Raw genomic sequence first — 13,977 nt, forward strand, 5'->3', positions numbered from 1 at the left:
AGCTCCAGCACCTCAGCCAGTGGCAACGCAGTCAGCCGCAGAATATTTGGCAAACCCGCTTTAAGATTTCCATTAAACAATAAAAAAGACGCCTCGGCGTCTTTTTTCATTTTAGGAATATTAGGGCTTTTGCAGTTGCGTTAAGGTTTTACGTGCCAGTCCTGGATCATCGGCAAATACACCATCTACACCAGCTTTATAGAAGTTCTCAAATTCTTTAGCTGCACCCGTATCACAACGTTCGGTCGCCACTGAATTACATTTTAAATAGTCAGGTAAAAAACCATTTTCAGGTCTGAGCGTATAAGGATGGACTTTCAAACCAGCAGCATGGGCATCTTTGACAAAACTGGTTTGTTTAAATTCAGTGTTTGAAAAGATATACGTTTTACTTGGACCTACACCATCTGCATATTTTGCCACTGATTTTAGGCCTTCTGCTGTGGCTAAGCTTGCATAATTTTGTGGAGACGTTTGCTGCTGTAAATCACCCGGTATGGCAGTTGGACTATCTAATAATTGAATAATTTTGCCGTGTTTGAGGGTTTTCTTTTGCGTGAGTTGATCACGTAAGTATTTAAGATTGGTGGTTTCAAAGGACTGTAAATATACAGGTGCGATATCACGTGTATAACTGTATTTGGCAAGCGTTGTGAGTAAGCGATCTTCCATGGCTAGATTTTGCTGTTGAAAAAAAGTTGGGTGCTTGGTTTCAATATATAAACCAACAATTTTCCCGGTTTTTTTATAGTGCGCATCTGCAAGTTCAATGATCTGTTCGAGCGTCGGGATGCTGTATTGATCATTATATTGAGTGTTATTAGGACGATATTGTGCAATACGCTCACGTGCTTTTACATTTTGAGTCAGTTCATTCAAATTAAAGTCTTCTGTAAACCATCCTGTATAGTCGATACCATCGATTTTTTTGGTGGTTTTTCGATCCGCAAATTGTGACAGCTTACTGATATTGGTTGTCCCTGAAATTTCACTTTCATGACGTGCAACCAAATATCCATCCTTGGTTGGTACTAAATCGGGTTCGATAAAATCCGCACCATCGTCAATCGCTTTTTGATATGCGGCAAGGGTATGCTCGGGTCGCAAAGCACTGGCACCGCGATGCCCAACAATGACAAAACCAGTATCAGGCAAAACAGGGGGCTTGGTGACATGGGTTTTATCGTCATCCGAATTACATGCAGATAAACCGAAAACGCTAAAAAGGAGCAGTGAAGACACGCCCCATGAGGATTTCACTTTGCTTGTTATCGCTATATTCAACTGCTTTGTTAATTGTTTTTGCATGGCTGCCTTGGCATCTTTTTATATAAATGAATGATGTTGCAGGCATACATTGCAGGGCAGTGGCTAAGGCTTCATGACAGAGGCGGTTTTGTCACATAAATTTACTAAAATAGCTGAAGTGGAGGCTCTCCATATTTTCTACATATTTCGCTTCAAGCAAGGTTTTTATGTAGTCTAGGCTTGTAATCAAGCACATTGTGATTGATTATCAATAAGATTTTTTGAAAAAATCAATCAACACATTTTATTTCATTAATTGAAAAGTGACATGGACTGATGCTGTCTAAGTTTTTTATTTATCGACCGATTTTTGCAGGTGTCTTGGCGATCATCGTCATGGCGCTCGGGCTATTTGCTGTGCTCAATTTACCGGTAGAGCGCTATCCAGATATTGCACCACCACGAATAACGGTTAGTGCAAGTTATAGCGGTGCGTCAGCAGAAACAGTCGAGGAAAGTGTCACACAAGTTCTTGAGCAACAAATTAAAGGAATTGATCATCTTTTATATTTTAGTTCAAGCAGCGACTCTTCAGGTCGAAGCCGGATCAGCATCAGTTTTGAAAATGGCACTGACCCAGATACCGCTCAAGTACAAGTACAAAATGCCATAAATGGAGTAATCAATCGGCTGCCTGAAGATGTGCAGCGCCAAGGGGTAAATGTCTATAAATCTTTGGGTGATACCCATATGGTTATAGGCCTCTATGATGAGACTGGCAAGAGTTCGAATATCGAACTTGGTGACTATATGATGACTCATCTAGAACAGGACATTGCTCGAATTGAGGGTATTGGTGAAGTCGATGTTTTTGGTTCGCAATTTGCCATGCGCATTTGGCTCAACCCACTGAAGTTAAAGCAATATAGCCTTATGCCCAGTGATATCCGTGCGGCTGTTGAATCACAAAATACGCAGGTTGCAGCCGGAGCCGTAGGTGAATTGCCGAGTGTATCGGATCAATATCTCAATGCAAAAGTCACTTCAGGTTCACGTTTAAAGTCAGTTGAAGAATTTGAAAATATTATTGTCAAATCTGCACGAAACGGCAGTTTTGTCTATTTAAAAGACGTTGCACGTGTTGAATTGGGTGCGGAAAATTATTCAGGGGTTAATACCATTAACGGGTATCCATCTTCAGGGATGGGGATCTCATTGGCTTCTGGGGCAAATGCACTTGAAACCTCAGCCTTAATTAAGCAAGAAATTGAACAGTTAGCGAAGCAATTACCTGCCGGTTATAAAATCGTTTATCCACGGGATAACACGCCATTTGTACAAGAATCGATTAAAGAAGTGGTGAAAACGTTATTCGAAGCCGTTTTACTGGTGGTTTTGGTGATGTTTATCTTCTTACAAAATTGGCGAGCAACGCTGATACCTGCGATTACGGTGCCTGTGGTGATTCTTGGGACTTTAGCGATTTTATATGCTTTGGGCATGACCATTAATACGCTCACATTGTTTGCATTGGTACTGGCCATCGGTCTGTTGGTCGATGATGCGATTGTTGTGGTGGAAAACGTCGAACGTTTAATGCATGAACAACAGTTAACAGCAAAACAAGCGGCCATCGAGTCGATGCATGAAATTAGCGGGGCATTAATCGGGATTACTTTGGTATTGACCGCTGTATTTATTCCCATGGCGTTCTTTGGTGGCTCAACGGGCGTGATCTATAGACAATTTTCCATCACACTCGTGGCTGCAATGGGCTTGTCACTGATGGTTGCGCTGATTTTAACCCCTGCCTTATGTGCCTTAATTTTAAAACCCAATCCGAAACCACAGCGCTGGGCGATTTGGTTTAACACCAAATTAGAGACTTTAAAAACCAAATATCTAGCACTTGCACAAGCCACGGTTCGTTATCGCTTATGGACGGTGGTTTTGTTTGCGGGGCTCATTACGGTATTTGCTTTGTTTTATCGTGCTTTGCCGACCAGTTTTATTCCTAGTGAAGACCAAGGCATTTTGAGTGTGCAACTCAAACTACAAGAAGGTGCACCGATGTCTAAAAGTCGTGAGATCGGTGAACAAATTCGGCAGTACTTTTTGACTGAAGAAAAGCAAAATGTTGATTTGGTAATGATTCGTTACGGACGAAATTTTTCAGGTACGGGTCAAAACTTAGGGCAAGGCTTTATTGCACTGAAGCATTGGGATGAACGTTCAGGACAACACAATTCAGCGCAAGCGATACGTGAACGTGCGATGAAACATTTTAAAAAGTTCAACAATGCACAAATCAATGTCAGCATGCCGTCTTCAGTCAGTGGTCTTGGTCAAACCGATGGTCTGGAGTTTTGGCTGCGAGATATGAATGGTGAAGGTCGAGCTTATCTCGATGCGCAATTTAAAAGCTTGCAACAGAAATCCGCACAATACAGTAGTTTCGAAAATTTAGACAAACGCTCTAACCCAGACAAAGCTGAACTGAAAGTTGATATTGATCAAAAACAAGCGATGGCCATGGGTTTAACGCAAAATGCGATTAATAGCACCATGAGTAGTGCATGGGGCGGCAGTTATATCAACGATTTCATTGACCGTGGACGTATTAAACGCGTCATGATGCAGGCAGATGCCGAATTCCGTTCTAAACCAGAAGATTTGGCTTATTGGCATGTACGTAATGACCAAAATGAAATGATTCCATTTAGTAATTTTTCAACCATTGGCTGGAGTGGCGGTCCAGAAGTCGTCAATCGCTTTATGGGGTATACCGCGTTACAAATGGAAGCGGATACAGCCAAAAATGTCTCAAGTGGACAAGCCATGCAGGATGTGAAAGCCTTAGTCGATCAGGTGCCTGGTGTGGACGTGGCATGGAGTGGTTTATCCTTTGAAGAGCAAAAATCAAGTCATCAAGCGATTTGGCTGTATTTGGTCTCGATTGGATTTATTTTCCTTTGTCTTGCCGCCCTATATGAAAGTTGGAGCATTCCAACCGCAGTCATGAGTGCGATTCCACTCGGGATAGGCGGTAATATCCTGTTTAGCTACATGACCGGTTTTCCAAATGACATCTATTTCCAAATTGCTTTGCTGACGACCATTGGTCTGTCCTGTAAAAATGCGATCTTGATTGTAGAGTTTGCAGCGATGGCACAAGAAAAAGGCAAACATGTAATCGAGGCTGCAATGGAAGGCGCAGCACTACGTTTACGTCCTATTTTGATGACCTCTTTGGCTTTTGGTGCAGGGGTGGTTCCTTTAGTTCTTGCTTTTGGCGCAGGTGCAGCCAGTCGTCAAGAGATTGGGGTAAGCGTACTCGGTGGGGTAATATTCGGTACGGTCTTGGTGCTGATTTTTATTCCGTTTATGTATGTGATGGTCCGCTCTATTTTTAAAATCAAACCGGTGTCTGAAACTTAGAAATAATTCACGCACAGTGTATAGCTCTAGTAAAAGCCACCGTGAAAGCTTGAGTACATCGCGGTGGCTTTTTATGTCGCCAAATTTATGTCACCAAACTTTCGACAGGGAATGTTCACAGAGAATTTTCGCAAAGAACGTTCACCGAGAACATATTGAAGAGATTTGAAACTCTTTAGTTTATCCTTCAAAATGTGCTCTACATAGAAAGATTAAAATAAGAGTGAGTTGAATGGCGGATTTAATACAAAGACAGCGTGAAATTTCCGCTTTGCTGCAACAACAAAATTATGCAGCAGCAGTTTTCGCTTTACAGCCTCTGAACTACGCTGATCAGGCTCGTTTAATTCAGCAATTTCCAATCGAAGATCAAATCGAGTTACTTTCAGGTTTAGACCATCAAGGCTTGGTATTTGAGTTTTTCCCTTTTGAGTCACAGCGACAGCTGATTTCACGTTATCCACTGCGTCTACAAATTGAACTATTTGATGATATGCATTCTGATGATGCAACGGACTTATATAAAAGTTTAACTGATGCAGAACAAGATCGGATTTATCAACAACTTGATCAAGATACCCAAGAGCATCTAAAGGCGTTATCTGCATATGCAGAAGAGTCTGCAGGTGCAATCATGAGTTCAGACTATGTCAGTATGCCTGCTGACTTTACCATGCAACAAGCTATAGAGGCCTTACGCCATGAACCGCATGACCGTGAAACCCTGTATTTAATTTATGTCACCAATGATCAGTCTCAATTAGAAGGGGTGATTTCACTGCGGCAAATTTTGCAGGCCGATCGTGATGCACGGATTCAACAGGTGATGACCAAAGATGTGGTGACCGGCTGGATAGATGAAGACCAAGAAAGTATTGCTCGAAAATTGGCAGAATATGATTTTATGGCCTTGCCGATTGTGGATCATGCCCAGCGTTTGATGGGGATTGTCACCTATGATGATGCGATGGATGTGGTACAGGCTGAAACCACTGAAGACTTTTTAAAAGCCAGTGCGGTGAGTACCGAACCAGGTATGAGCATTAATAAAGCACCGATTTTAAAGTTGTATCAAAAGCGGGTGTTCTGGTTGGTGATATTGGTCTTTGGCAGCTTATTGTCCGGATTAGGCATTTCATATTATGAAGACATCATTGCCGCACATATCGTCTTGGTTTTTTTCTTACCCTTATTGGTCGGAAGTGGAGGCAATGCAGGTTCACAGTCTGCAACCTTAATGGTGCGAGCGCTTGCCACTGGGGATGTAAAAATTCGTGATTGGTTTTATTTATTGGGTCGGGAGACGCTCGTCGCGCTTTGCCTCGGTGGAACCATGGCCATTGCTGTATCGATTTTAGGCTACTACCGTGGTGATGCAACCGTCGCTTTGGTCTTGGCTTTAAGTATGATGGGTATCGTATTGCTCGGTTGTTTAATTGGCATGAGTTTGCCCTTTGTACTCAATAAGTTGAAGCTCGATCCTGCAAGTGCATCTGCACCCTTGGTGACCTCGATTTGTGATGCGACAGGCGTGGTGGTGTATTTGATGATTGCTTCACAATTGCTCAATTTATAGAGATTAGCATTTTGCTACAGATTGAAGACTTCTAATATGTTTTAATCTCAGTGATTTACACGGTTTTTATTGGATAAAACATGACTGAACCATTAAAACAAAAAATGTCAAAGCAAGAAGTCATTCGTCTTGAACGCGATCTCGCAAAGTTTGCCAATATGATGGACTCCGTGGTTCGGATTCCATTTACTCGACAAGGGGTAGGTGCGGACGCAGCGTTGAGTACCATTCCCGTAGCTGGTGATATCGCAGGATTTGTCTTGACCTGTTATGCCGTCTATAAAGCCAAACAGATTGGCGTACCACAAGCCAAATTAAATGGTGTGATGAAACTCGCAGTTATAGATGCTGTCGTGGGGTTTATTCCTGTTGCAGGGACGATCTTCGATGTGTTTATTCGACCGAGCCGTAAAGCTTTAGATGTCGTACATACGCATATTCGCGAAGAATATCAAATCAGTACAGACCAACATGTGGTACATCCGTTTTTACATGAAAAATTAGAAGAGAAACAACAGCAATCGGCTTTTTGGCGCAACCCTGTGATTGCATGGTTATGGATCCATATCCCAGATATACTCGGGATGATTTTCTTATTGGTGTTTATCTTTGCAATTTATATGGGCGGTTCATTGCTTTGGCAATGGTTAAAGGCCAATGGGGTATTGTAGAGAGAAATGCACTGTTGCTTGAGCGCGATCAATGAAAGGCTATTCAACTGAAAAGTGATTGATAAAACGGTAAACGCTCTGAGAAAAATTAGACCCAATAAAAAAGCCTCCATAGGGAGGCTTTTTTACGACTTACATCAGATGCTGAATTATGGGCAATCTAATTGTTGTAAAGCCGCAACACGTTGTTCAATCGTTGGGTGTGTTTGGAACAATGCAGCTAAGCTGAAACCTTGTTCTTGACCCGCAGAAATAGCAAAGGCTTTCATTTCTTTTGGCATTTGATCTGGCATTTCAGATTCTGCTTGTAAACGTAATAGGGCAGAAATCATCGCTTGTTTACCTGCTAGACGCGCACCAGCTTCATCGGCACGGTATTCACGGTAGCGAGAGAACCACATCACAATAGCAGACGCTGCGATACCAAAGACAATATCTAATACAATCGTAATGACGAAGTATGCGATACCCGGTGCTTCACCATCTTCACGACCGAAGACATTACGGTCGATAAAGTCACCTGCTACACGTGCAAAGAACATGACAAAGGCGTTGACTACACCTTGCACCAAAGCAAGGGTCACCATGTCACCATTGGCTACGTGACCAATTTCGTGAGCGAGTACGGCACGGAGTTCATCTTTGTTCATACGCTCCAGTAGACCGGTAGAAACCGCCACTAAAGCATCATTTTTGTTCCAGCCTGTTGCAAAGGCATTTGACTGGTACGATGGGAAAATACCCACTTCTGGCATTTTGATACCAGAACGTTGTGCCAGTTGCGCAACTTCGTTGAGTAACCATGCTTCAGCTTGGCTACGTGGTGCATTAGGGTCAATCAGCTCTGTACCCGTGGTTTTTTTCGCCATCCATTTTGACATGAATAGTGAGATCATCGAACCCACCATACCGAACACAAAACAGATAACGAGCAAGTTGCCTAAGTTTAAGCCGCCTGCACCGTGGTAACTACCGACACCGAAGAGTGACAAGATTATGCCAGCTACAACCAGTACCGCGAGGTTGGTCAGCAAGAACAAACCAATCCGCATCATTGGGTAAATCCTCTTATTATAGAAAAATGATCTGATTTACAAATAAAAATCATTAAACTCAATATGAGGTGAAAGTCTTAAAATTTCAAGGAAAAATTAGTAAAACAGATGCAATTTTACAAAATCAGTGATTTCATTCATTGAGATAAATGCGTGCTGAGGCAGAAGCATTTGCTGTCGCAAATGAACCTGAAGGTGCATCGGTAAAACTACCATTGTCCGTTTGAATAATTTGACGTGCCGGTGACTTGGCAACAGCAGGGGCAGCGGCATGGTAATTGTCCGAACTGGCAATAATCCGACCACTATTAGTAGAAGTGCTATTTGAACTGCTCGAACCCGAGACACTTAAACTACCAGCATATAGGTTGCTGTAGCGGCTAGTGACACGGCGGACATAGTCTTGAGTTTCACGAAAAGGTGGGATGCCACCATATTTTGCGACATTGCCTTCACCTGCGTTATAACCAGCTAAGGCAAGTGAGGTGTTGCCATTAAAACGTTTCAGTAGCCAAGATAAATAGCGCGCACCAGCCATAATGTTCTGATGTGGATCGTAGGCATTCGATACATTGAAGCGACGTGCTGTGGCAGGCATGAGTTGCATTAAACCTTGCGCACCGACTGGTGAGCGTGCATTGGTGTTAAAACCAGATTCGGTATGCATCACCGCTTTGATCAGACCTTCGGAAACACCATGTTGGGCCGCGGCTTGTTTAATAATATTGTCAAAGGCATTTTTATTACGGCTATAGCTTGGCAACACAGACGCTTCATTTGAGCCCCAGTTACTATAACTATGGATATTACTGTCCGGATAGTAGGTTTTTTTCTCGACTTTCAGATTGCTATAGCGGCCTTGTTTATTGGTTAGTAGCGTTGTGCCGTTACTTTCACGTAATTGATAGATCGTTTGGCCGGCAAAAATGCTCGGTGCAGCTAAACTGATAGCCACACTTCCACTTAATAACAGCCCCAAAGTCCAAGTATTGTTTTTCATTTTATTGTGAAGAAAAAAATTCTGTCCCCAAACAGTTAAAATAGAGTTTATCAAAAAAAAATCAGATGAAAAGGCTTCGAGGGCTGATTTCTTCTTTACTTTGTAAAAATCAAGTCATTTTGATGATTCAATAATCAAAAAAAATATTTATTTTTTTTTAATGAGCATAACTTGACACATCTAAAGCATTGATAAGTAAGGGATAATAAATTGATCAAAAAATGATCAATTTAAATAGAAGCCTTAAAATAAGGGCAGCTCACCTTGTCAAGTCATTTAAAATCCACAAAGTTATCCACAGCTTTTGTGGACAACTGTGGAAAAGTCCAAAAGATAAGCGTTTCGCCTAAAAAATGAACTCGACCGTATAAAATAATGCGCTGAGGATTACGTGATCATGACAGTATTTTTAGTTTTTTCGGAAATTACATTCTTTTGATGCGAGAAGTCTGCGAATCGGATAAAATTGCGCGGTATTTTTTTTTAGGTTTAACTCGTCTATGTTCTCGCCAGTTGAGTCCGAACAAGGATTTAATTTCAAACCAGAACTACCAACTAGCTCTGCGTATTATCGTTTATTGAAAAAGCTACGCCGTCAGGTCGGTCATGCCATTCGTGATTTTAAAATGATCGAAGAGGGCGACAAGGTGATGGTCTGTATTTCAGGCGGTAAAGACAGTTATACCTTGCTCGACATTTTGTTGCAGTTTAAGCGTATTGCACCGATTAATTTTGATGTGGTTGCGGTCAACCTTGACCAAAAACAACCGGGTTTCCCTGAAGAAGTATTGCCACGTTATTTAGAAGAAAACAAAATTCCGTATTACATCTTAGAAAAAGATACCTACAGTATTACCAAACGTTTAACCCCAGAAGGTAAAACGTATTGTGCAGTATGCTCACGTTTACGTCGTGGTTCGTTATACGGCTTTGCTCAAGAAATTGGGGCGACGAAAGTGGCTTTAGGTCATCATCGTGATGATATTTTGGCGACGTTCTTCTTGAACTTGTTCCATGGCGGCAGCTTAAAAGCCATGCCACCGAAATTATTGTCTTCTGACAAAAAGAACATTTTGATTCGTCCACTGGCTTATGTGGAAGAAAAAGACATCATCAAATATGCAGAAATGCGTAAGTTCCCAATTATCCCATGTAATTTGTGTGGTTCTCAGGAAAACTTACAGCGTGCAATGTTAAATGACATGCTGCGTACTTGGGATAAAGAATTTCCAAAACGTTTACACAGTATTTTTGGTGCATTGCAAAATGTATCGCCTTCACAACTGGCTGACCGTGAGTTATTCGACTTTGAAGCCTTGGATGAACAACGCGAATTTGACTTCAAAAATAGCGAAAGTTGTTCAACTGAAGAAGGTGAGCCTGAAAGCAAACGCATTAACATGGTTAACTTAGGGTTTATGGCAGATTAAGCCGAAAACTTCATCACGCAAAAGGCATTCTACGGAATGCCTTTTTTATGCTTATGATTTTTCTCATTTTGTTGTTAAACAGTTAAATATTGAACGGTGCGTACAAAAAACTTTAGCCTTTTCGCAAATGATCATGCTATAACAAGCCTCAAGCAAAATATGCTTGCACTGATGTTGTCCGGAACGGCAACACACACGAACAAAATAAATTGAGGAAAGATCATGCCTGCTTTTTTAACTGATGATTGGTTTTCAACTGTAGAAACTCTGACAGCTCAAGCTGGTGATTTAAACTTACCACCTGCATTGGCTAATCTTGCAATTAACCTTGTGGTTGCTGACGCTGCAGGCAATACTGAATTGTCATTAGACGGTGGTGCAATTAAAAAAGGTTTATCTTCAAACGCGAAAACAACGTTGAACATGGATGCTGAAACGTTACGTAAAGTATTTCTTGAGTTTGATATGGCTGCAGCGATGCAAGCGTTTATGACGGGCAAAATTAAAGTACAAGGTGATATGTCACAATTGATGGCATTGCAAACTGCAAAACCAAGTACTGAACAAAAAGATTTATTCAAAAAAGTACTTGAGCAAACTGCTTAAGTCCAAAACGAAAAAAGCTTACCCGAAGGTAAGCTTTTTTTTGTGCGCTCACATGTAAATGTTAGATGGACACATATTAGATATTCACCAGTTGTGGTGTGGTTTTAATATGTTCCAAATAAGCACGAATACGCGTGACATATTGCACAGCTTGACGATAACGACCATTGCTGGCTTTGTTACGGTCGAGATAAGCATATAAGTTCACCCACTTATTCGGGTTTTTACCCTGAGCTTGGATGCGCTTTTGAATCTGACTTACAGCACCAGGACCCATGTTATACGCCACTAAGGCATACCAATTACGATCTGGGTAGGGAATGTTGCTATAACGATTTAGCATTTGGTCATAGTACTTAGCACCGCCCTGAATGCTTTGCGTCGCATCTGTACGGTTGCTCACACCCATTGCTTTTGCTGTACTGTTGGTCAGCATCATAATGCCACGAACACCGGTCGGGGATACCGAGTCAGGTTTGAGGTAAGACTCTTGATAACCAATCGCTGCCAATAAATGCCAGTCGAGGTCATATTGCTTGGCGGTGTTTTTAAAACTTGCCTTATAGATCGGCATACGTTTACTTAAATCACGTTGAATCACATTCCAAGAATCTTGTTTGACCACATTACGGTTGTAGAATGATGCCAACTGTCCAATTGCGCCATTTTGTTTGGCACGGCAAATAAAGCCACTCGCGGTTTGGCTGAGTGGATCGTCTGCATTTTTAAATACCCAGTTTAAGTTGCTGTTTAAACCATTCTTTTTCAAAGAAACGGTATCACCACAACTGGCTGAAAATGACGTCAAATGCTTGGCTTCAATGGTACTCATTTCGGCAGTGGTCATAGCAAAATTGGCTTGACCTTTGGCAACCATTTTTAAAGCAGTGGCATTGTCATTCACTGTTTTAAAATCTAATTGGACATTTAAACTTTCTGCATAGTTACGTGCAAGGTCGTAACCAAAACCATGTCGATGTTTACCATCCTGAAAAACAATGTCAGGATTGGCAACGGCAACAACAGTGAGTTTATTACTGTTGACGACAGCATCATATTGATGAGCTGTTTTGCTGGCATTAATACTGTGAAAAGGAATTAAGACAGTACTAAGTGCAAGCGCTTTAAATGGGAGAGAGTTAAAAGAGTTAAGGCAAAGCCTCGACCCAGAAGTTGAACTACTGTGCATGTTGTCTCCGCTACAAGTAATTTATGCCCTAAAAAGCAAAGGCAAACACGCCTCAGACTTTTTCAAGTTTGATAAATTCAATAAGGGTTGGGCAGTCATGACGTCATTCAAAAATGACTAGGGGTTTTCGGGAAATGTGTAGAAAATCTACACTGGATAAAAATTAAACAAGCCTAAAAGATGTGCGCATAATAATAAGCAAAAAAATACTTGTCAAATTTTGTACGAAAAAATATTAAAATATGTAACATAAATAATTGATTTTGTTTGCGAATAAATTTTATATACTTTGCCTGTGTAGAAATGGAGGATAAAATAGGCATGTTTTGTAAAAATCAGCACTTGCTCAAGGCCTAAAAATCATCATGAAATCTAACTTAATTACCCGTGGTGGACACGATTTATTGGTCGCTGAACTTCAACATTTATGGCATGAAGAGCGACCTGAAATTACCAAAAAAGTGAACTGGGCGGCTAGTCTTGGAGATCGTTCGGAAAACGCAGATTTTATGAAATAACCCTATTTTTTATACTATTTGTATTTTTTTTATATAATAACAACAAATTACAAATAGTATATATACAACTATGATGTACTATTCTAATTTTAGTAACAACAAAAGTGTAACAATTAGAAATAGTCTTAAAAGTTATATAAATACGACTTAAATAGTGAGTATTATATGGATGCACCTGTAAATGAAATTGCAAAAAATGTAGTTGATAGCATAGAAGATATAATTCGTGAAGAATACAGTTTTTTATTTAAAAATAATGAGTTGAAATTAACATATCTCGAAAAAATGTATTTGTATCTTATTGCTCTTAAATGCCTGGTAAATGAATATGGAAGATTAAATAGAGAAATTTGGCAAGATATGTTCATCACCGAGAGAGCAGATAAAAATTTTTTAATTAAATCACTATATATTAAAAGAGTAATTTTCAATACGAAAAAAAGTGATGAAATTATAAAAATTATTAATAAAAATAGCATGTTTTTTTTCAAAAAATCTCATTTGATAGATTTGGAATTGAAAAATAAATATCAAAAATATAAATACCTTTTTTTGGAAGAAAATACTTTTTTAAATTTTGATCTTAATTATGAAAGTTTTAATGAAATGTTGGAGGACTTGAGAAATCAATTCGATTACTATGAGCTAGATTATTTAGATATTAAAGAAATCAGAGAGTTTATTATTGAGCAGAAAATCATAGATGCGTATGAATTGATTTCAAATATACAAAAATATAGACCTATCCCAATTGAAAAATCTATAGAATTAGATTGTGTGCTTGTTGAATTAGTTGAAAAGTATAACCTCTTGGTTGTGAATAGTTTATTAAATTATCAAGCGGATAAAGTTGCTTCTAGTTTGTATAGTTTAGAACATAGTGAACGTAAGGACCGAGATCATTATTTTGTAAATAAAATGTTTATTGCAAGGATCACATCCTATTTGGAATATTGTAAATTAAATAATAAAACTCCGTCTCATATACGCGGTATTGGGCCAAACTGGAGTTATACCTCCTTAGAATACTTTGTTAGCAAAAGTATAATAAATGAGGGACTTTCTTGGACTACTTTTAGTGGTGATGAATTAATTCATAAGTGGTTGAATAGTGAAAAGGTGACAATTAAGCCAGAATTTTAACCTTTGAAAATAATAAATTTATTTGGCTATTTGCATTATATGTATTAGTTCAGACTTGATCGTACATTCTTCTTGAAAAAGAGAAAGTTACCCGTTTTGATAA

10 protein-coding genes and 1 pseudogene are annotated in these 13,977 nt (G+C 39.9%); 7 read left to right on the plus strand and 4 right to left on the minus strand.

The genetic code is table 11. From position 1 onward, the window contains the following. Positions 1-120: 120 nt before the first annotated feature. Positions 121-1,308: a glycerophosphodiester phosphodiesterase family protein gene (locus tag FTV11_RS01185; protein WP_180073247.1), complete on the minus strand. Its 1,188-nt coding sequence runs from the start codon at positions 1,306-1,308 to the stop codon at positions 121-123. Positions 1,309-1,584: 276 nt separating this feature from the next. On the opposite strand from FTV11_RS01185, the gene FTV11_RS01190 reads away from it, so the two are divergent. The 3 genes from FTV11_RS01190 to FTV11_RS01200 all read left to right on the plus strand — a co-directional run bounded on the left by FTV11_RS01190 (position 1,585) and on the right by FTV11_RS01200 (position 6,933). Continuing rightward, positions 1,585-4,686 carry a multidrug efflux RND transporter permease subunit gene (locus FTV11_RS01190; RefSeq protein ID WP_180073248.1) on the plus strand — a complete coding sequence of 1,034 codons (3,102 nt, stop codon included), beginning with the start codon at positions 1,585-1,587 and terminating at the stop codon, positions 4,684-4,686. 232 nt (positions 4,687-4,918) lie between these two features. Further along, a complete protein-coding gene (gene mgtE / locus FTV11_RS01195; RefSeq protein WP_180007504.1) occupies positions 4,919-6,262 on the plus strand; it encodes a magnesium transporter in 1,344 nt (447 codons plus the stop codon). A gap of 80 nt (positions 6,263-6,342) precedes the next feature. Beyond that, complete coding sequence (locus FTV11_RS01200; protein ID WP_180073249.1) at positions 6,343-6,933, plus strand: DUF4112 domain-containing protein; 591 nt, start codon at positions 6,343-6,345, stop codon at positions 6,931-6,933. 149 nt (positions 6,934-7,082) lie between these two features. Here FTV11_RS01200 and htpX read toward each other — a convergent pair whose 3' ends face one another. Further along, complete coding sequence (gene htpX, locus FTV11_RS01205) at positions 7,083-7,988, minus strand: protease HtpX (protein ID WP_078190437.1); 906 nt, start codon at positions 7,986-7,988, stop codon at positions 7,083-7,085. A 133-nt stretch (positions 7,989-8,121) separates the two neighbouring features. Beyond that, positions 8,122-8,988, minus strand: a complete 867-nt coding sequence (locus tag FTV11_RS01210; RefSeq protein ID WP_168378305.1) for a lytic transglycosylase domain-containing protein — start codon at positions 8,986-8,988, stop codon at positions 8,122-8,124. A 500-nt stretch (positions 8,989-9,488) separates the two neighbouring features. Between FTV11_RS01210 and ttcA the strand changes: the two genes are divergently transcribed. Both ttcA and FTV11_RS01220 read left to right on the plus strand, forming a co-directional pair. Next, a complete protein-coding gene (ttcA, locus tag FTV11_RS01215; protein WP_168378304.1) occupies positions 9,489-10,418 on the plus strand; it encodes a tRNA 2-thiocytidine(32) synthetase TtcA in 930 nt (309 codons plus the stop codon). Between the two features lie 222 nt (positions 10,419-10,640). Then, on the plus strand, positions 10,641-11,024 hold the full coding sequence (locus tag FTV11_RS01220; protein WP_078190434.1) for an SCP2 sterol-binding domain-containing protein: 384 nt from the start codon (positions 10,641-10,643) through the stop codon (positions 11,022-11,024). Between the two features lie 76 nt (positions 11,025-11,100). Here the strand turns inward: FTV11_RS01220 and FTV11_RS01225 are convergent, their stop codons facing one another. Further along, on the minus strand, positions 11,101-12,213 hold the full coding sequence (locus FTV11_RS01225) for a transglycosylase SLT domain-containing protein (protein ID WP_180003373.1): 1,113 nt from the start codon (positions 12,211-12,213) through the stop codon (positions 11,101-11,103). A gap of 365 nt (positions 12,214-12,578) precedes the next feature. On the opposite strand from FTV11_RS01225, the pseudogene FTV11_RS01230 reads away from it, so the two are divergent. Both FTV11_RS01230 and FTV11_RS01235 read left to right on the plus strand, forming a co-directional pair. Beyond that, a pseudogene (locus FTV11_RS01230) lies at positions 12,579-12,722 on the plus strand (transcription elongation factor GreB); the annotation flags it as partial. Positions 12,723-12,896: 174 nt separating this feature from the next. Then, positions 12,897-13,874 (plus strand): hypothetical protein, encoded by a 978-nt coding sequence (locus tag FTV11_RS01235; protein WP_168378301.1) that lies wholly within the window; start codon positions 12,897-12,899, stop codon positions 13,872-13,874. The last annotated feature ends 103 nt before the right edge of the window (positions 13,875-13,977 follow it).

Source organism: Acinetobacter sp. YH12231 (assembly GCF_013417755.1).
Taxonomy (GTDB): domain Bacteria; phylum Pseudomonadota; class Gammaproteobacteria; order Pseudomonadales; family Moraxellaceae; genus Acinetobacter; species Acinetobacter amyesii.

Excerpts from the sequence above, each read along its gene's own strand:
- FTV11_RS01185 (WP_180073247.1), bottom strand. The coding sequence starts at position 1,308 with ATGCAAAAACAATTAACAAAGCAGTTGAATATAGCGATAACAAGCAAA.
- FTV11_RS01190 (WP_180073248.1), top strand. The coding sequence starts at position 1,585 with ATGCTGTCTAAGTTTTTTATTTATCGACCGATTTTTGCAGGTGTCTTG.
- mgtE (WP_180007504.1), top strand. The coding sequence starts at position 4,919 with ATGGCGGATTTAATACAAAGACAGCGTGAAATTTCCGCTTTGCTGCAA.
- FTV11_RS01200 (WP_180073249.1), top strand. The coding sequence starts at position 6,343 with ATGACTGAACCATTAAAACAAAAAATGTCAAAGCAAGAAGTCATTCGT.
- htpX (WP_078190437.1), bottom strand. The coding sequence starts at position 7,988 with ATGATGCGGATTGGTTTGTTCTTGCTGACCAACCTCGCGGTACTGGTT.
- FTV11_RS01210 (WP_168378305.1), bottom strand. The coding sequence starts at position 8,988 with ATGAAAAACAATACTTGGACTTTGGGGCTGTTATTAAGTGGAAGTGTG.
- ttcA (WP_168378304.1), top strand. The coding sequence starts at position 9,489 with ATGTTCTCGCCAGTTGAGTCCGAACAAGGATTTAATTTCAAACCAGAA.
- FTV11_RS01220 (WP_078190434.1), top strand. The coding sequence starts at position 10,641 with ATGCCTGCTTTTTTAACTGATGATTGGTTTTCAACTGTAGAAACTCTG.
- FTV11_RS01225 (WP_180003373.1), bottom strand. The coding sequence starts at position 12,213 with ATGCACAGTAGTTCAACTTCTGGGTCGAGGCTTTGCCTTAACTCTTTT.
- FTV11_RS01235 (WP_168378301.1), top strand. The coding sequence starts at position 12,897 with ATGGATGCACCTGTAAATGAAATTGCAAAAAATGTAGTTGATAGCATA.